Genomic DNA, 17,132 nt, shown 5'->3' with positions numbered 1-17,132 from the left:
ATCCGCCCAACCCATGCGCAGGATGCAGCCCATGAAACAGATCCTCTCTTCTCTGGCTCTGGCGGCCCTGATATCGGTTGGGTCGCAGGCCGTCGCGGCAGATTGCTATGCCGATTACAAGGCCAAGCAGGACAATCCCCTGCGGCTGCATTATGGCGTCATGCAGGTCTCAAGCTGCAAAAAGGGGTCCGCTCAGAAAGAGGTCGCGAAGCGACTGAAGTCGAACGGATGGACCCTGTTGAACGTCATGTCCGTGTTCGAAGCGGACGGGTTGGATCGAAGGAAGGCCAATGCCGGAAAATTCTATCTCCGTTACTGAAGCGCGCCGGTCGGGGGTTCGGCTGGTGGGTGCCGGGATCGCCGCCATCATCGCCATTCTGGTGACCGCCGCCGTTTTCCTGTTCTGGACCCTGCCCGACGCCAATGCTTTCAACGTCCGGGTCGAGCGTCTGTTTGTCGAGGCTGACCTGACCTCCCAATCCGAAATTCGCCTGCTCGAGATACTGGCCCAGTCCGGCACCGCCTTTGCCGATACGCTGTCCAGCTATCGCATGGTCATCTTCGTGCTGCTGGTCTTTGCCAGCGCCATGCTGATTGCGGCGCTGGTGTTTCTGGTCATGCTTGTGCTGTTCAACCGCCGCATGGCCCAGATCGAGCGCACGGGGATTCAGGTCACCTCGCTACTGATCAGCCGCGAGGAGAACACGGTGTACCTCAACAACATGGATTTCAAGCTGACCCCCGCGGCGATGGAAACGCTGTCGGTTCTCGCCGAATCCCGACTGGATGACGAGGTTTTGTCGGGCGTGCAGATCGAGGCGATGATATCTGGCAAAAACGCCGCCGATTGTGATGAGGCGGCAGGCGCCACACGGATCAAACGCCTGCGCGATGCGTTGGGCAACCAGATGGTCAGCGAGTTGCTGGTGAAGAACATCGCCAAAAAGGGCTATATGCTGTCGATCGAAAAAGACGTCATTCAGATGATCTGAGGCGCGCTGGCTGCTGAAATTTCAGGCTTCCCCTTGGAATTCCAACCGTCAGGGCCCATCCTATAGGGGCTTGGCCACGGGAGGTTGCCGATGAACGTCCACGCCACTCCAAACGTCAAAGGTTATGGGATTTCCGTCGAACCGCTGCACGGGCGGGTCGCAATTTATCGTGGTGAAACCCTTCTGGCCGAAAGCCAAAACGCCAAGGTCATGTATGAAACCCGGCTGCCACCTGCGATCTACATCCCGCGAGACGATCTATGCGTAGAACTCAGCCCCGAGACCGAGTTGCAGACCTTCTGCCCCTTCAAAGGCACAGCGACCTATCACGACATCAGCCTGCCCGAAGAACGGCTGACCAACTCGATCTGGGCCTATGAAGACGCCCTGCCCGAAAGCGAGGCCATTCAGGGTCATATCGGTTTCATGCCCGATACGGCCACCCGGATCGACCTTGGCGACAATACGCTGCGGCAACCCGGAGACGGGAATATCAGCGGCCCCCTGATCGATTGGCTGATGCGCGGCGCGTCCGAGGTGAATACCCCCGACGGCTTTACCAAGGCGCTGGCCGAGAAGATGCTGGAGCACGGTATCGCCATTCAGCGCCTCAGCATTCTGGTCTGGTCGCTGCATCCCTTGATCGCGGGCAAGCATTATGTCTGGGAAAAGGGCGAAGCCGAGATATCGACCTTTACCCCCACCTACGAAATCCACGACCACCCGGCCTTTACCAACAGCCCGCTGCGCCATGTCTCGAACGGGCTGGGCGGTGTGCGCCAACGGCTGAATGATGACAACCCGCATAACAGTTTCCCGATCATCGAGGACCTGCGCGCCAAAGGAGCGACCGATTACGTCGCCATGCCGCTGCCTTTCTCGGACGGGCGAACCAACGTGCTGACCCTGACCTGCGATCATCCCGACGGGTTCACCACCGAAAACCTCGGGCTGGTTTTTGAGTGTTCCTCGGTCATCGCACGCTTCTACGAAGTATTCATGCAACGCGAAAACGCGCAGGTTCTGCTGGAAACCTATGTGGGCAAACGCTCGGGCGCGCGGGTTCTTGGCGGCGAAATTCGCCGTGGCGACGGCGACGATATTGATGCCGCGATCATGTTCTGCGACCTCCGCAACTCGACTGCGCTGGAAGAGGAATTGGGCCGCAGCAGCTATATCACGGTCCTGAATGCGTTTTTCGAAACCGTCTCGGGCATCGTGCACGACCATGATGGCGAGGTTCTGAAATTCATCGGCGACGCTGTGTTGGCGGTGTTCCCCGCCGGGGATGAAGACGCGGCCACCGCCCGGTCGAACGCGCAACAATCGGCTGTGAAGATTGTCGAAAAGCTGGCCGAGCTGCGCAAAGGCGAGAGCGATCACCATTGCGACTGCTCCATCGGCGTCGCCTATGGGCGCGTGACCTATGGCAATGTCGGCTCGCAAGAGCGGCTGGACTTCACCGTGATAGGACAAGCGGCCAATGTCGCAGCGCGATTGGGCGAATACGGCAAAACGGTGGGCCATCGGATCGTCGTATCGAGGGATATCGAACCGGCCTGTCAGCACACGATCCCTTTGGGGGCCGTCAAGCTGCACAATGTTTCGCAACCGGTTACGTCCTTCGCCATCCAAACGCCTGCAGACACGATATTGGATCGCTGACCGACCCGGATTGTGAGCCAATAGCAGCTCGGCAGTATGCAGCGGGCCTGCTCAAACCCATCGTTGAGGCCGGAGTGTCACTGTACGGCAAGACCCTTTTCGCCCCTCAGCCACCCGCGCCAAGCAATATCAGTGCCGTCTGCGCCGGAGAGGCCGCGACCTGAATCTGCGCGATCTGACTGCGCGCCAAGTAGGTATCCGTCAGTTTTTTGACAGCACCCGTATCCGAGAACTGCGACAGGTCCGAAGATCCGGTCAATCGATGCAGCCGGTCCTGAAACACCTCAAGCTGCTTGTCGATGTCCAGCTGGGCAAATGCCGCAGGCAGGCCCAGGGCCGTTTCCATCATGCTGCGCAGCGGGGGTGAGCCCATCAAATCGAACCATTTTCGGTTCTCGCTGCCATCCTGCGATGCGATTTCGGCCAGCGCGTGCTGCGTAAACAATGCGATCCGCATGGTGTCGTCCACATCACCCACGGTGATTTCGAACCCGGCGACAAGACTGGCTTCGGCGATCTTCTTCATGGCATCCGGCGAACCGCTCTGGCGCAACTCACCCGGTCCAAAGCCAAAAGCGTCAGCAAAATCCCGATACCTGCTGTCCGCCAGCCGGTTTGCCAGCGCATCATCTGCCCGTGTGCCATCCGAGAGGACCTTCTGGATGAAAAAGCGGTTATCCAGATCTTGCTGCAAACCGAACGCTCCCAGTGCCACCTGCAACAGACGCCGGTCTGACACCAAATCCTCGGCGGACCGGACCTTGCCGATATTTTCAAGGAAATACTCCGTCTCCCTTTGTCGGACGGCAGAGGCAATGTAGCTTTCAAACTGCGCGTCATATGTGCGCTGCAAAAAGCGCCAGCCCACCAGCCCGCCCGTTGGCACGACCGGCTGAAACGTCATCTTTGATACGCCATCAGACGCTCCTCTCGCGGGAGCAGGGATCGCAACGCTTTCAGACATTTATAGTACTGTTCAGCGACCAGAGCCTCGGTCGCCTCCGACAACACGCGGCGGCTATCAGCGTCCGTGAAGACCTGACTTAGCTCCTCGACCCGGCGCAGCAATTGCTGGCGCGCCTGCCTTGGTTCGGTATCGCCGGACAACACCAGCTGAGCCGCATAACACACCCGACGCACCGGGGTGTTCGCCTCTTCCGGATGGATTGCATCGCGCAGGCGTAGCACATTGGCCTGCGGAGTCATGATCGAAAACCGGCTGCGGCGATCTCCGTTTTCAATGACCACTCCGTTGATCAGGACCCGCTCTTTCGGGGCGAGTTTCAGAACCAGTCCTCCCATCAGGTGCCCCTCATCTGACGCAGGCCGCGCAGAACCGCCATGTTGATCTCCAGCAGGGGTTCGATCGCTGCCTTGTTGCCCAGCACCTGACTGCTGTGCTGCTCGGTAAATTCGGCGAGATAGAAGATCCTGGCGCGCAGATCGCTGGGCAGCGCGTTGTCTGAATCCGAGACGCCAGTTGCCAGAACGCTCCACAAGCGGCGGTTTTCGTGCAGGGCCTGCACGAACCCCCCATAATCCGCCGCCTTGCGGGCCGCTGCCGCTTTCAGACGGTGGGTGATTCTCGAGATTGCCTCATATTCCGTGTCCCGCGGCGTGCGCGTCGGAGCGGTGGACTGCGCATAGGCGCGTTGAGCCAGCGTTTGCGGTGTCACTTGAAATCCTTCCAATGGTCCATCAGGGGGCAGTCAGTGCCGGGGCGCGATGACCGCGCCCCGGATCAGGGTTCCGATTAGCGGAACAGCGACAGGATGGACTGCGGCGCCTGATTGGCGATCGACAGTGACTGGGTCGCCAATTGCTGCTGCACCTGCAACGCCTGCAAACGGGCCGAGGTCTCTTCCATATCGGCATCAACCAGCGAGCCGATGCCGGACTTGAACGAATCCGCGAGGTTCGAGATGAACTCTTTCTGGGTCTCGATCCGGCCCTGCGACGAACCAAAAGCCGCCGACGCGTCAATTGCCGTGTCGATCAGGGTCTCGACGGTCGCAAGCGCCGCAGTCGCACCTGCCCCGGTCGAGACGTCAATCGAGGACAACGCCCCCAGACCACCCGAGCCCGCATTGGCAAACTGGCCGCTAACAGTCAGGTCATTGGCACCGGTGTTGGTAAAGTCGAGCGTTCCGGGGGTACCGCTATCGTAGTCAACGGTCAGTCCGGCGATACCCAATTCATCAACCTTGGCCTTCAGCGCGATGGCCACGATATCTGCGGTTGTGGTGGCCGCTGCATCATCCGCAGTCACGGTATAGGATACGGTCTGATCACCAACAGTCAGGCTGACGCTATCGCCAGCGGCAAAGGCCGTTGCGTTTTCGGCGATCTCGATCTGTTCATTACCGCCGCCATTGTCCAGTGCGATTGCGACCGTATCGCCATTTGCCGATGCCCCGGCCGAGCTGCCCGAGAAGATATCGTTGGCGGTATACCCCCCGACCGACAGGTCCTGCCCAGCCACAGCGATGGACGATGCCGTCACGGTGCCGGTGTTGTCGCGATCCAGCGATGCCAGGATCGACGCAGAGCCAGCCGACCCGTTCACAAGGTTCAGACCATTGAACTGAGCTGCCCCGACCACCGCGGAAATCTGATCACGCAGAGCCGTCACGTCGTCGTTGATCTTACCCCGGTCCACATTGTCTTCCTGCGCCGCGACGATCTTGCCTTTCATCTGGTTCAGCAGATCAGTCACGGTTTCAGCTGCGTTCCGGGCCACCGCAACGGTCGATTCACCCAACGCCAGGCTGTCCTTGATAGCGTTGAAACCCTTGACGTCGGACTCCATCACCTTCGAGATCGCCCACACCGCCGAGTTGTCCTTGGCCGTGGCAACGTCTTTACCGGTCGAGATCGCGTTCTGGGTCTGCGCCAGGTTCTTGTTGACCGATTTCAGTGTCTGCAGCGCAACCATCGCGCCGTTGTTTGTCAGAATGCTGGACATATTTGTCATCCTTTTCGTGTTCGGGCGCATTTGACGCCCATGTTGGACCCGCCGCACCGGCAGGCATTCTGTCGTTCTGACCTTTGCGTTATGCCTCGCGGCCCTCGCGCCACCCGCTGTCTTCGGATGCAGCGCCACCTTGACCCCCGATCCCCTAACGGAGTGCTAAGACACCCCCGCGCGAAACTTCGGATTTGAATCAAACCGCCCCTACGCGCGTTTTTCCAACTTCGCGCGATTGCGCATGGCAAACCCCTGACGTTGCCCCGAAGCATCATAGGTGCTGAATTCCTGCCGGACGCGGCGCAGTTCCGACATGCGCCCGGCGACCGCGCGGATGCCTTCGGCCGCGCTGTCCAGCAAGGCCTGATTGCGTTCGACCTTTTTCTGCACCCGAATCAAATCGGCGGCTTCCAGAACCTCCAGTGCGCCGATCTCTTTGATCAGTTTTTCTTTCTCGGGCGTGGTCTCACTCAGAACATTCAGATCGCCCTGCATCAGCGCCACGCGTTCGGAATCCAGAAGGATCTCGAGCGCGTTTATCCGATCATTGCTCATCCGGTCTCTCCATCATTGCATTGAACAGGATCTCCGACAGGCCGATACCGCCCGCCTGCGCGATCTGCTGCGCCTGCTGCTGCACCAGGAACGAGGCGAACTGATCTTCGCCCGCCCCGCCGCCAAAGGAATCACGCGCAGCGCCAAGCCCCGCAGATTTCAACATCTCCGCCAGAAAGACAGCCTCAAGCCTGACAGACGCGGCTTTCATGCTTTGCGCGTTCATCCCCGGCTGGGGCGCTGGTGCCGTGTTTGAAATGATCATCGGTTTCTCCGAAAATTGCTTCGAACTTTCGTGATCAAAGGGCAAAGCGGTTAAAAAAAACGTAACCTCCGTGGCCGCATGATGCCCGGCAGATCAAACGGAGCCCGAGCAAGAATGCCCAACGCGCTGACACTGATGATGCCCGCCACCGGAGCCGGAACAGCCACCGTCCGCAGCACCGAACAGGGAAAAGACGGCACCTTTGCGTTCGAGGACGTGCTGAATGAAGAGGCCGCGCTGCAGGATGCCACTCCGGACGCCGAAGCCGACCTTTTGCAGAGTCCCGAGCCGGGCGCCCAGCAGACGCCGGGCGAAACCGAGGCCGCGCCCCCCGATTCGGAACGGGCTGAACCCGTCCCCCGGCAGGAGCACGCTTCTGCGACGCCCATGCTGAGCAGCAATCCGGAGGTCGCGGCGGGCGAAACTGCTGGGGTTGCTGCGCCTGCAGACAGGGCACGGTCCTCGGCGGCGCAATTTCCCGCCGCCCAGCCTCGCCGCCCTGTCGATATCCCGGCGGCACACCCCGTGCCGGAAATGCCCCACAAGGATTCCGCCCTCAGCCCCCCGTCCGATACCGGGAATGGCACTAGTGGCATGCGGCCCATCGGTGAATCGGTGACGCCGGAGGCCCTGAGCTTTACCTCCAAGCTTGAAACAGCATCGAACCGGGCCGAGCGGCGGGCACATCAAACCGTAGGCTTTGACGCCGCCGCGGATGCCACCGTTGCAAACCGGATCACGCCGCAGCCGACGATTACGGGGACTGCGGATCAGGCTTCGCCAGCTCAGATTCCGATTGCTGCGCAGACCAAAGATGCGGTCGAGGCGCTGTCATCCCCTGAGCACGATGAACTCCCCCCGCTCGGGGACGGGCGCTCTGGCCAGGCGGTACGGGATATGCCTGTCGGCCTTTCTCCCGCAGCGCCCCGGACCGAGATCGCGCGCGCCGTTGCGGGGCAATTGGCCGCCGTTATCTCGGCGCGACCGGGTGCGGGCGGCGTGGAAATCGCCCTGAACCCCGAAGAACTTGGTCGCGTTTCGATCACGTTGAATGGCCGGGACGACGGGATGCATCTGGTCATCATGGCCGAGCGGCCAGAAACTCTGGACCTGATGCGGCGGCATATCGCGATTCTGTCCGCCGAGTTCGAGCAGTTGGGATATGGCGGCCTGTCCCTTGATCTGGGCATGTCCGGAGATGCCCCGCCCGACGGCGATCCATCCCAGCAAGACCCTGCGTTCACCCCGACCGAGGCCAAGGACACCGCCGAAACCCTTGCCCGCCCGATTCCCACCAGCCCTGAACAGGGCCTGGATATGAGGCTTTGACCCATGATCTCTGCACTTAATCCTGCCGGGCAGGCCGGCGCATCCGTCAACGCCGATCAAAACACGCAACGTTCGGCGCTAGCCTCGGATTTTGAAACCTTTTTGCGCATGTTGACCGTGCAGGCGCGGAATCAGGATCCGCTGGAACCCCTGGATTCCTCGGAATACGCCTCACAGCTGGCGCAGTTTTCGATGGTCGAACAGCAGGTCAAGGCAAACGAGCTTCTCTCTGGGCTGACGCAGGTTCTTGGCGCGGTCGATCTGAACCAACTGGCGGGCTGGGTCGGAATGGACGTAAAGGTTGCAGCGCCGTTTCGGTTTGAAAACAGCCCCGTCACCCTGTTTGCACAAGCGGACCCCACCGCGGACCGAGCCGAGCTGGTGATCCGGAATGCACAGGGCACCGAGGTCGACCGCATCTCTGTCCCAACCGACCAGGGCGCATTCGACTGGGCCGGAATCGACGGCTCGGGTCAGCCCCTGCCCGCAGGCACCTATGCCGCCGCGCTGGAAAGTTTCAGCGGAGGCAAGCTGTTATCCAACACACCCGCAGCGGTCTTCAGCCGGGTGGTCGAGGCCAAAGCGAATGGCGGCACCGTGGCCCTGACGCTCGACAGCGGGGCTGAGGTGCTGACCAGCGAAGTCACGCAAATCCGCACGGGCGCTTGATCTGGGTGGCAGAGCGGGCCAAAGCTTGGCCCAGCGCGACTCACCCACAGAACCGAGGCCTCATCTGTCTGATCGAAACCAACCCCCAATTGGCCTGGTCCAGCAACTTGGCACCGAAGGGCTGATTAAGCCCGGCGCTCGGTTCAAAACACTATATGGTGGACGGACCAATCAGGTCTGGAGGGTACTCTCGGGCAGCAGCGACGCGGTGCTCAAGCTTTATACCACAGCCCTGCGCAACCCGCTGTTTCGCAACGACGCAACGCTCGAAGCCCGGTGTCTGAGCGCACTCGGCGACACTGGCTTTGTGCCCAAACTGCGCGCAACTGGCAGGTTCAAGGCCGCCCACTGGGTCTATTACGATCACGCGCCGGGCACACCATGGCAGGATCAGGTTGAACCCGTTGCCCAATTGCTGCAACGCCTGCATCAATTGCGGGTCGAAGTAGACGCCCCGGTTGGGTGCAATGGCAGCGAAGATTTGGACCGGCACACGCAGAAGATTCTGGCCGCCTGTTCCTCTGCCGAAAAGGCTCGGCTGCTGGCGCGGCGACCGCACACCCCCGTCGAGCCTCTGACGCAAAGATGCCTGATCCACGGCGACCCCGTTGCGGGTAACATCCTGCAGGCCCCCTCGGGCCTGAGGCTGATCGACTGGCAATGCCCAGCCCTTGGTGACCCTTGTGAGGATCTGGCGATGTTCCTGTCACCGGCCATGCAGCACCTTTATCGCGGCACGGTGCTAACCGCCGCCGAGATAAGGGATTTCCTTGCGGCCTATGACCGCCCGGGCATCACCCAACGCTATCTTTCGCTGCGCCCTTGGTACGCCTGGCGCATGGCGGCCTATTGCCTTTGGCGCGTCGAAAATGGAGCCCCGGACTACGCCCGGGGCTATGAGCTTGAGATCGCCGACCTCACAACGCACTCAGCCGGCTGACGGCGCCGCGCCACTGGTCAGCGCATCCGTTCAAGCAGCATCAGGGATGGATAACCGTCCGGCACCAGCCCCTGCGCCACCTGATAAGCCCGCACCGCGTTGACCGTGTTTGGACCGGTGCGCCCGTCGATGCCCTGCGTGTCAAATCCGGCATTGGTGAGGCGTTGCTGCAACTCTTTGCGCTCGGTGAAGCTGAGGATCCGGTCGCCGCGCGGCCAACCGGCCTGAAATGGCCCGCTTCCGGCAAGGCGATCCGACAGGTGGCCGATCCCGATCACATAGGCGTCGGCCCCGTTATAGGCCTCGATCACGCGGAAATTCTCGAAGATCATCAACGCAACGCCCCGCCCGCCCGCGGGCAGCAGGATCGCAGCCGGGCCGTGATCCGGAATCGCCCGACCAGTATGCGCCACCACCCCGTGCGCGGCCCATTCCGAGGGCAACCGCAGATGATCCCGCCGCGCGGTGGCGTAGTCGAACCCTTCGGGCAAGGTCACCTCGACCGCCCAGGGCTGACCCTTTGTCCAGCCATGCCGCGCCAGATAAGCCGCCGCCGAGGCCAGCGCGTCGGTGGGGTCATCCGACCAGATATCGCGCCGCCCGTCGCCATCGAAATCCACCGCATGATCCAGAAACGAGGTCGGCATAAACTGCGTATGCCCCATCGCCCCGGCCCAGCTGCCCATCATGCCTTCAGCGGCCACATCCCCGGCCTGCACGATCCGCAGGGCCGCGATCAGCTGCGTCTCAAAAAACGATGCCCGCCGCGCATCAAAGGCCAGCGTCGCAAGCGAGCGGATCGTCTGGTTGCTGCCCCGGAAGGACCCGAACGAGGTTTCGAGCCCCCAGATCGCGACGATGACTTCTTTTTCGACGCCATATTGCGCCTCGATCCGGGTCAGCGTCTCCTGGTGCCGCTGCAGCCCCGCGCGACCATTTGCGACGCGCATGTCCGAGACGGCGGAATCCAGATACTCCCAGATCGGTTTGGAGAACTCGGCCTGATTGCGGTCGCGCCCGATAACATCCTTGTCATAGCGCAGGCCCGCAAGCGCCTGATCCAGCGTGGCCGCCGAGATACCCTGAGCCAGGGCCCGTTCGCGGAACGCACCCAACCATGCCTGAAAGCGTGCATTGCCCTCAGCCGACACGGGACGCACCTTTAGGTCGGGCCGCACAACCGGCCGGATCGACACCGTCACATCTGCCGAAGCCAGTTGCACGTTCTCGACCTGAGGCCGGGCCAGAGGCCGTATGGATTTGTCCGCTACATCCGCCTGCACTATGGATGCCCATAATGCAGCGGTCATGACGCCGCTTGCGCATTTATGCATTCCGTTTTTCCTGATTACTGCTCGGGTTCAGGATAGCGCAGTTTGGCGATTTCACAAAGCGCTCAGCGCTGCGCCGTCTGATCCTGTGCGTCGTGTTCGGCGCGAATACGCGCAATGGCATCCCGCAGCAGAGGCACGCGGTTGGGGCGAAAGCTGTGATCGGTGACGGTCATCTCGTGCATCCGGTCCAGCCGGAAGACCCGAAAATCACGCCGCAGATGGCACCAGCTGATCAGAACGCTGGCGCGATCCATGTAGACAATGCTCAGCGGATTGACCCGACGGCGGGTGGCTGCACCTTTGGCATCTGTATATGCAAACTCGACCGCACGCTCATCCCACGCAGCCTGCCGCAGATCGGCGACCTTGATCGTGGGCGTTGCGGGCCGGTCAAAGCGCGTCGCGGTCAGCACCGCATGGCTCAGCCGGTGCGACTGCCGCTGTGGCAATCGTCCCTGCAGCTTGCGCAACGCCGCGCTGGCCGCGTCCGACAGGGCTGGGTCACCGATCAGCTGCACCTCGCGCAGACCCAGAACCAGCGCTTCCAGTTCGTCATTGGTAAAGCCCAGCGGAGGCAACGTGGCGTCTTCGATCAGGGTAAAGCCGAACCCGGCCTCTCCGTCGATCACCGCGCCCAAGGCGCGCAAAGCATCGATATCGCGATGAATAGTCCGCGGCGACACATCCAGATCCTGCGCCAGTTGAACCGACGTTCGGGGCGACGGTCCAGAGCGCAGCGATTGCATCAGTTGGAACAGGCGGGCGGTGCGGGACATGATGGAAGTTACCCTAAACCTGATGACGATTTCTGTCATCAGGCCACCCTATCCTCTTGTCATGTCAATGACGGAGTCCACCATGCTGACCCTACTTACCTTCCCCTCTGCCTTTGGCCAGTTCAGTGCCAGCCCCTTCTGCGTCAAGACCGCGCTGATGCTGCAAAGCGCAGGGCAGCGCTGGCAGCGGTCCGACATGCTGGACCCCCGAAAAATGCCGCATCAGAAGCTGCCGGTCCTGCGCACGCCCGAACGTCTGGTCCCCGACAGCGACCTGATCCGCGACTGGTTAGAGGCGCAGGGGGCCGAATTCGATACCGGTTTGAACGACGCACAGAAGGCGCAATCGCGCGCGCTGATCCGTCTGGCCGAGGAGCATCTCTATTTCCACATCGTTCAGGACCGTTGGGCCAATGACGAGATCTGGCCGATCCTGCGCGATACGTTCTTCACCACGATCCCGGCGCTGATCCGCAAACCTGTGGCCAATTCGATCCGCAAATCGGTGCTCAGAGGGCTATCCTTTCAGGGTGTGTCGCGGTTTTCACCGGCCGAACGGCAAGACAGGCTGGAGCGTGATCTTGAAGCGATCTCGGCCTATCTGTGGCAATCCCCCTATCTGCTGGGCGATGCGCCGACCTCGGCCGATATGAGCGTCGGCCCCATGCTGGCAGCAATGCGCGCGACGCCTGCGGATACTCCGCTGACCCGCCGGATCAAACAGGATAAGCTGCTGGACAGTTACGTAGACCGGATGGAGCGGGCGATCCCCCTATGACGCCCTTTGACGACCCCAAAGTGGCCGCCGCCTTTGACGCGCTACCGGAAAACACTCGCGCCGGTGCTTTGGCCCTGCGCGCACTGATTTTTGAGACCGCATCGGCCCTGCCCCGCGCTCAGCCGTTGCAAGAGGCGTTGCGCTGGGGCCAGCCCGCCTATCTGGCCCCCAAGGGATCCACCATCCGGCTGGGCGGGCATAAGGCGGCACCTTTTGCGCTGTTCGTGCATTGCCAGAGCCGGTTGATGGGCGAGCTCACCTCGGCCTTTCCCGGAGAGGACCGGATCGATGGCAATCGGGCGGTGTTGTTTGACGACCCCGCACAAATCGACGCAACGCGTCATGGCTGGTTGATTGCGCGGGCGTTAACCTATCGCGTTAAGGGGAACGCCTGAGAAAGACGCATCACCTTTGACGGCGTTTGCGTTCGACCTTGCGCTTGATCTTGTCTTTCTTGCGCTTGTTGCTGGCTGCCTTGCGCCGCGTTGCCCGTTTCGCAGGACCTCGCCCGCGCGGCAGAGCCTGATCGTCAATCGACAGCAATTCCAGCTCCAACCCGCCAGTCACAGGCGTCGCCGCAGTCAGCCGCACGGTGACACGCTGACCGATGGCGATGATCAGGCCGGTGTCCGACCCCATCAACGTCCCGGCCTCGCGGTCGAAATGGAAGAATTCACGCCCTAGGGAACGCACCGGTACCAGCCCATCCGCGCCGGTTTCATCCATTTTCACGAAGGCTCCAAACCGGGCGATGCCGCTGATGCGGCCTGAGAACTCATTGCCCACCCGTTCGCTCAGATAGGCCGCCAGATAGCGATCTGTCGTATCCCGCTCCGCCATCATAGACCGTCGCTCGGTGTCCGAGATATGGGTCGCCGTTTCCTCCAGCCGTCCGATTTCATCTTCGGTCAGCCCGTCTTTGCCCCAGCCATGGGCCGAAATCAGCGACCGATGCACGATCAAGTCGGCATAGCGGCGAATGGGAGAGGTGAAATGCGCGTAATTCCGCAGCGCCAGCCCGAAATGACCGAAATTCTCGGGGTTGTAATAGGCCTGTGCCATCGAGCGTAACGTCGTGAGATTGATCAGCTCCGCATCTTCCGTCCCTGCGGCAGCGTTCAGCAGCGCGTTCAGGTGGCGGGTTTGCAGCACCTGCGCCTTGGCAAGATTCAACCCTGCGGCCTGAGCGGTTTCCCGCAGGCTCTCCAGCTTTTCGGGCGCGGGTTCTTCGTGGACCCGGAACAGCAGCGGGCGGCGTTTGGCGATCAGCGTCTCGGCGGCGGCCACATTGGCGAGGATCATGAATTCCTCGATCAGCTTATGCGCATCCAGCCGGTCGCGGAACGCGACGCTGGTCACTTCACCCTTGTCGCTGAGCACAATCTGGCGCTCGGGCAGGTCCAATTCCAGCGGCTGCCGCTCGGCCCGCGCCTTTTTCAGCGCGGCATAGGCGGCATAGAGCGGCCTCAAGACCGTCTCCAACAGTGGCGCGGTGCGGTCGTTGGGCATACCGTCGATGGCTTCCTGCACCTCAACATAATGCAGCGATGCGGCCGAGCGCATCAGACCGCGCACAAAGCGATGGCCGATCTTGTTGCCATCCGCGTCGATCTGCATCCGAACAGCGATACAGGCGCGCGGGACGCCTTCGTGCAGGGAACACAGATCACCCGACAGACGATCCGGCAGCATCGGCACAACACGGTCCGGGAAATAGCTGGAATTGCCCCGCTTGCGCGCCTCGCGGTCCAGCGCGGTGCCGGGCTGCACATAGGCGGCGACATCGGCAATAGCGACCCAGATCACATGGCCGCCGGGGTTCTTGGGGTCATCATCGGCATGGGCATGGCACGCGTCGTCATGATCCCGCGCGTCCGAGGGGTCGATGGTCAACAGCGGCATGTCCCGCAAGTCCTCGCGGCCCTTCAGGCCGACGGGTTTGGCCTTATCGGCCTCATCGACCACCTTGTCAGGAAAATCGTCGGGAATACCATGCTGATGGATCGCGATCAGCGAGACCGCCTTGGGCGCGGTGGGGTCGCCCAGCCGTTCGACAATCCGCGCGCGGGGCAGGCCCATACGGTTCTTGGGTCCGGCCTGTTCGGCCTCGACAAGTTCGCCATCCTTGGCACCCAGCAAAGCCCCTTCGGGCACCAGCCATTCGTTTTGGCCCGCCTTGTCGATGGGCACGATCCGCCCGCCTTCGGCCCCTTTGCGGAAGATGCCGACGATCTTGCGCGGGTTGGTGCCGATGCGGCGGATCAGGCGGGCCTCGTAATTGTGGTCTTCCTCATGCACCACGGTCAGGCGGGCCAGAATCCGGTCGCCCTCACCCAACGCCGGGTCGCTGGCACGGGTGATCAGCAGCACGATGGGCTCGATCCCCTCGCCATGCCATTCCAGCGGGCGAGCAAACAGATCACCATCGGTGTTCGGAGCCTTCACCTGCAGCACGCTGACCGGCGGCAGCCTGTCCGGGTCACTATAGCTGCGTTTGCGCTTTTCCAGATGACCCTCGGCCTCAAGCTCTCGCAAGATACGCTTCAGATCGATCCGATCTGCGCCCTTGATGCCAAAAGCCTTGGCGATATCACGTTTCGAGGTCAGGGTGGGGTTCGCCGAGATCCAGTCGAGGACCTCCTGCTTCGAGGGGATGCGAGTCATATCTTCGGCCTAGCACGGGTCTGCGACGGCGTCATGACCAAAAAGCGTTCAGGGGTTCAGATCGGCCACCGTGTCCACATCGCGCAGATGATCCAGCAGCGCCACCCGAAGGCCGGGCACCGAGGCCAGCGTGTCCGCCAGCGCATATTCGGTCGACCATCGCACGTTGCTGAACAGGCCCCGAGGCAGCGCGCCGTACCGTTGCGCGCCGACCAGCCAATAGCCGCCATCGGGCGCGGGGCCAAACACCATCTGTGCTTGGCCCAGAGCATCAAATGCCCCCGCAACATGCCCGCGGGTGATGCCCGGAATATCGGCCCCGATCAGGCAAACCGGCCCGCGCGGGGCTTGCCGCAGCATCCGCCCCATCCGGTCGCCCAGATCGCCACGCCCCTGCGGCGAGCGCGGCAGGTCGGCAGGCCAGACACGGCTGCTCAACCCTTCGCGATCCGGCGAAACCGCCAGCACGATCTGCCAGCGTGGGTCACGCAACCGGCGGATCAGCCCGCGCGTCTGATGCCGAAACCACCAAGCCGCACCGACCATACCGATATCGCGGCCCAGCCGGGTCTTGACCCGCCCCGGGCGCGGTTCCTTGACCATGATGACAAGGGTGCGCCTCACCCCAGATCCAGCGCCATGTCGCGGTGATCGATCCCGGCGTCATCATAGACCGGGCCATAGGCGGTAAAGCCCAGCTTTTCGTAGAACCCGATCGCATCGACCTGCGCGCCCAGCTTGACGGTGCGGATGCCGCCCTGCGTCCGGGCGACCTCGACGGCCTTGTGGATCAGCGCAACGCCCAGCCCGGTGCCCCGTGCCACCTGCCGGACGCACACCCGGCCGATCTTGGCGGTGTCGTTCAGAAACACTACCCGCGCCGTGCCAACCGCAGCCCCGTCGAGATGCGCCAGAAGATGCGTCGCCGTCTCGTCCAGCGCGTCGCGTTCCTCAGCGATAGGCACATTCTGTTCCAGCACGAATACCTCATGCCGCAGGGCATAGCAGGTGTCGTGGTCGCGGGTGATCTCAACGGTGGCTGTCATCGGAAATACTCCTGCAGGATGCGGGTATAGACCGCCTTGAGCTGATGAATGTGGTCAACCTCGACGCATTCATCGACCTGATGCATGGTACGGCCCACGAGACCGAATTCGACGACCGGGCAATGCGCCTTGATGAACCGCGCATCCGAGGTGCCGCCTGTTGTGGACAGTTCGGGCTGAAGGCCGGTTTCCGCCTCGACCGCGCGGGCCACCAGATCCGACAGCGGGCCGGGCGGCGTCAGAAAGCTCTCGCCCGAAATTTTGATGCGGGTATCGACCGTAACACCAAAGGTCTCGGCCACCTGTGCAGCCTCGGATCTCAGCCAGTCACTGAGGCTGGCCCCCGAATGCAGGTCGTTGAACCGGATGTTCACCGCACCGCTGCATTGGGCCGGGATGACATTGGTCGCCGCATTACCGGTGTCGATGGTCACCACGGCCAGTGTCGAGGCATCGAAATGCGCCGTCCCCTGATCCAGTTCATGACTGGCCAGCCGATCCATCAGCCGCGCCATCGCCGGCAGCGGGTTTTTGGCCCGATGTGGATAGGCCGAATGCCCCTGCACACCCGTCACTGTAAACCAAGCCGTCATTGATCCGCGCCGTCCGATCTTGATCATCTCGCCCATGCGCTCGGGACAGGTGGGTTCACCCACCAGACAGACAGACATCTGCTCGCCCGTCTGCTCCATATGATCCAGCAGAGCGGTTGTGCCATCCAGCGCATCGCCTTCCTCGTCTCCGGTGATGGTCAGGATGACCGCTCCGTCGGGCGGCGTGTCGCGCACGAAATCAATGGCGGCTGCGGCAAAGGCCGCTACGCCCGATTTCATGTCGGTCGCCCCGCGCCCGTACAGCACGCCCTCGTGGATTTCGGCCCCGAAGGGCGGGCGCGTCCACGCCGCCGTATCGCCCACCGGAACAACATCCGTGTGGCCATTGAAACCAAAGCTGCGCGCGTGCCCCTTCCCGCCCCAACGCGCAAACAGATTGCTGATGCCGCCGCGATCCACGCGGGTGCACTCGAACCCCGCCTTGGACAGCACACGGTCCAGCAACAGCAGAGCGCCGCCTTCCTCGGGTGTGACCGATGGGCAACGGATCAGGTCTGCGGTCAGCTGGATAGGGTCGGTCATGGCGGGCCTTTCATG

General features: G+C 62.2%; 20 protein-coding genes. 8 read left to right on the top strand and 12 right to left on the bottom strand.

From position 1 onward, the window contains the following. Positions 1–31 precede the first annotated feature (31 nt). The 3 genes from ACR1XV_RS09220 to ACR1XV_RS09210 all read left to right on the top strand — a co-directional run bounded on the left by ACR1XV_RS09220 (position 32) and on the right by ACR1XV_RS09210 (position 2,657). On the top strand, positions 32–319 hold the full coding sequence (locus ACR1XV_RS09220; protein WP_480530512.1) for a hypothetical protein: 288 nt from the start codon (positions 32–34) through the stop codon (positions 317–319). Continuing rightward, entirely contained in the window at positions 291–992 is a 702-nt protein-coding gene (locus ACR1XV_RS09215) for a winged helix-turn-helix domain-containing protein (RefSeq protein ID WP_480530510.1), read from the top strand. The genes ACR1XV_RS09220 and ACR1XV_RS09215 overlap by 29 nt, the downstream gene beginning before the upstream one ends. 90 nt (positions 993–1,082) lie before the next feature. After that, on the top strand, positions 1,083–2,657 hold the full coding sequence (locus ACR1XV_RS09210; RefSeq protein ID WP_480530508.1) for a DUF427 domain-containing protein: 1,575 nt from the start codon (positions 1,083–1,085) through the stop codon (positions 2,655–2,657). Between the two features lie 106 nt (positions 2,658–2,763). On the opposite strand, the gene ACR1XV_RS09205 is transcribed toward ACR1XV_RS09210, so the two are convergent. The 6 genes from ACR1XV_RS09205 to ACR1XV_RS09180 all read right to left on the bottom strand — a co-directional run bounded on the left by ACR1XV_RS09205 (position 2,764) and on the right by ACR1XV_RS09180 (position 6,445). After that, positions 2,764–3,561 (bottom strand): DUF1217 domain-containing protein, encoded by a 798-nt coding sequence (locus tag ACR1XV_RS09205; RefSeq protein WP_480530507.1) that lies wholly within the window; start codon positions 3,559–3,561, stop codon positions 2,764–2,766. Further along, the gene (gene flbT, locus ACR1XV_RS09200) at positions 3,558–3,959 is read right to left on the bottom strand and encodes a flagellar biosynthesis repressor FlbT (protein WP_480530505.1); all 402 of its coding nucleotides are present in this window, start codon (positions 3,957–3,959) and stop codon (positions 3,558–3,560) included. The genes ACR1XV_RS09205 and flbT overlap by 4 nt, the downstream gene beginning before the upstream one ends. Beyond that, the gene (gene flaF / locus ACR1XV_RS09195; RefSeq protein WP_480530503.1) at positions 3,959–4,333 is read right to left on the bottom strand and encodes a flagellar biosynthesis regulator FlaF; all 375 of its coding nucleotides are present in this window, start codon (positions 4,331–4,333) and stop codon (positions 3,959–3,961) included. The genes flbT and flaF overlap by 1 nt, the downstream gene beginning before the upstream one ends. 77 nt (positions 4,334–4,410) lie before the next feature. Further along, complete coding sequence (locus tag ACR1XV_RS09190; protein ID WP_480530501.1) at positions 4,411–5,622, bottom strand: flagellin N-terminal helical domain-containing protein; 1,212 nt, start codon at positions 5,620–5,622, stop codon at positions 4,411–4,413. Between the two features lie 210 nt (positions 5,623–5,832). Then, positions 5,833–6,180 carry a flagellar biosynthesis protein FlgN gene (locus ACR1XV_RS09185; RefSeq protein ID WP_480530499.1) on the bottom strand — a complete coding sequence of 116 codons (348 nt, stop codon included), beginning with the start codon at positions 6,178–6,180 and terminating at the stop codon, positions 5,833–5,835. Continuing rightward, entirely contained in the window at positions 6,170–6,445 is a 276-nt protein-coding gene (locus ACR1XV_RS09180; protein WP_480530497.1) for a rod-binding protein, read from the bottom strand. The genes ACR1XV_RS09185 and ACR1XV_RS09180 overlap by 11 nt, the downstream gene beginning before the upstream one ends. Positions 6,446–6,559: 114 nt before the next feature. On the opposite strand from ACR1XV_RS09180, the gene ACR1XV_RS09175 reads away from it, so the two are divergent. From ACR1XV_RS09175 to ACR1XV_RS09165, 3 genes are read left to right on the top strand one after another with little or no spacing between them, the layout of a single operon-like run. Continuing rightward, positions 6,560–7,774 carry a flagellar hook-length control protein FliK gene (locus tag ACR1XV_RS09175; protein WP_480530495.1) on the top strand — a complete coding sequence of 405 codons (1,215 nt, stop codon included), beginning with the start codon at positions 6,560–6,562 and terminating at the stop codon, positions 7,772–7,774. A gap of 3 nt (positions 7,775–7,777) precedes the next feature. Beyond that, positions 7,778–8,443: a flagellar hook capping FlgD N-terminal domain-containing protein gene (locus ACR1XV_RS09170; protein ID WP_480530493.1), complete on the top strand. Its 666-nt coding sequence runs from the start codon at positions 7,778–7,780 to the stop codon at positions 8,441–8,443. Between the two features lie 25 nt (positions 8,444–8,468). Then, on the top strand, positions 8,469–9,383 hold the full coding sequence (locus tag ACR1XV_RS09165) for a phosphotransferase (protein WP_480530491.1): 915 nt from the start codon (positions 8,469–8,471) through the stop codon (positions 9,381–9,383). 17 nt (positions 9,384–9,400) lie between these two features. Here the strand turns inward: ACR1XV_RS09165 and ACR1XV_RS09160 are convergent, their stop codons facing one another. Both ACR1XV_RS09160 and ACR1XV_RS09155 read right to left on the bottom strand, forming a co-directional pair. After that, positions 9,401–10,717 (bottom strand): lytic murein transglycosylase, encoded by a 1,317-nt coding sequence (locus tag ACR1XV_RS09160; RefSeq protein WP_480530489.1) that lies wholly within the window; start codon positions 10,715–10,717, stop codon positions 9,401–9,403. A 62-nt stretch (positions 10,718–10,779) separates the two neighbouring features. Further along, positions 10,780–11,493: a helix-turn-helix transcriptional regulator gene (locus ACR1XV_RS09155; RefSeq protein ID WP_480530487.1), complete on the bottom strand. Its 714-nt coding sequence runs from the start codon at positions 11,491–11,493 to the stop codon at positions 10,780–10,782. Positions 11,494–11,575: 82 nt separating this feature from the next. Here ACR1XV_RS09155 and ACR1XV_RS09150 point away from each other — a divergent pair, with 82 nt between their 5' ends. Together ACR1XV_RS09150 and ACR1XV_RS09145 are read left to right on the top strand one after the other, a co-directional pair. Further along, positions 11,576–12,271: a glutathione S-transferase family protein gene (locus ACR1XV_RS09150; RefSeq protein ID WP_480530485.1), complete on the top strand. Its 696-nt coding sequence runs from the start codon at positions 11,576–11,578 to the stop codon at positions 12,269–12,271. Beyond that, the gene (locus ACR1XV_RS09145; RefSeq protein ID WP_480530483.1) at positions 12,268–12,666 is read left to right on the top strand and encodes a DUF1801 domain-containing protein; all 399 of its coding nucleotides are present in this window, start codon (positions 12,268–12,270) and stop codon (positions 12,664–12,666) included. The genes ACR1XV_RS09150 and ACR1XV_RS09145 overlap by 4 nt, the downstream gene beginning before the upstream one ends. Positions 12,667–12,676: 10 nt before the next feature. On the opposite strand, the gene rnr is transcribed toward ACR1XV_RS09145, so the two are convergent. From rnr to dapE, 4 genes are read right to left on the bottom strand one after another with little or no spacing between them, the layout of a single operon-like run. After that, the gene (gene rnr, locus ACR1XV_RS09140) at positions 12,677–14,935 is read right to left on the bottom strand and encodes a ribonuclease R (RefSeq protein WP_480530481.1); all 2,259 of its coding nucleotides are present in this window, start codon (positions 14,933–14,935) and stop codon (positions 12,677–12,679) included. A gap of 48 nt (positions 14,936–14,983) precedes the next feature. Next, the gene (locus ACR1XV_RS09135; RefSeq protein ID WP_480530479.1) at positions 14,984–15,559 is read right to left on the bottom strand and encodes a TIGR04282 family arsenosugar biosynthesis glycosyltransferase; all 576 of its coding nucleotides are present in this window, start codon (positions 15,557–15,559) and stop codon (positions 14,984–14,986) included. Continuing rightward, a complete protein-coding gene (locus tag ACR1XV_RS09130) occupies positions 15,556–15,981 on the bottom strand; it encodes a GNAT family N-acetyltransferase (protein WP_480530477.1) in 426 nt (141 codons plus the stop codon). Before ACR1XV_RS09130 ends, ACR1XV_RS09135 begins: the two co-directional genes overlap by 4 nt. Beyond that, positions 15,978–17,117: a succinyl-diaminopimelate desuccinylase gene (gene dapE / locus ACR1XV_RS09125; RefSeq protein ID WP_480530475.1), complete on the bottom strand. Its 1,140-nt coding sequence runs from the start codon at positions 17,115–17,117 to the stop codon at positions 15,978–15,980. The genes ACR1XV_RS09130 and dapE overlap by 4 nt, the downstream gene beginning before the upstream one ends. Between the last annotated feature and the right edge of the window lie 15 nt (positions 17,118–17,132).

The sequence above is a fragment of the Ruegeria sp. AD2(2025) genome, from assembly GCF_056542385.1.
Note: the sequence above shows the minus strand (reverse complement) of the source record. Positions and strands in the feature narration are given on the sequence as shown.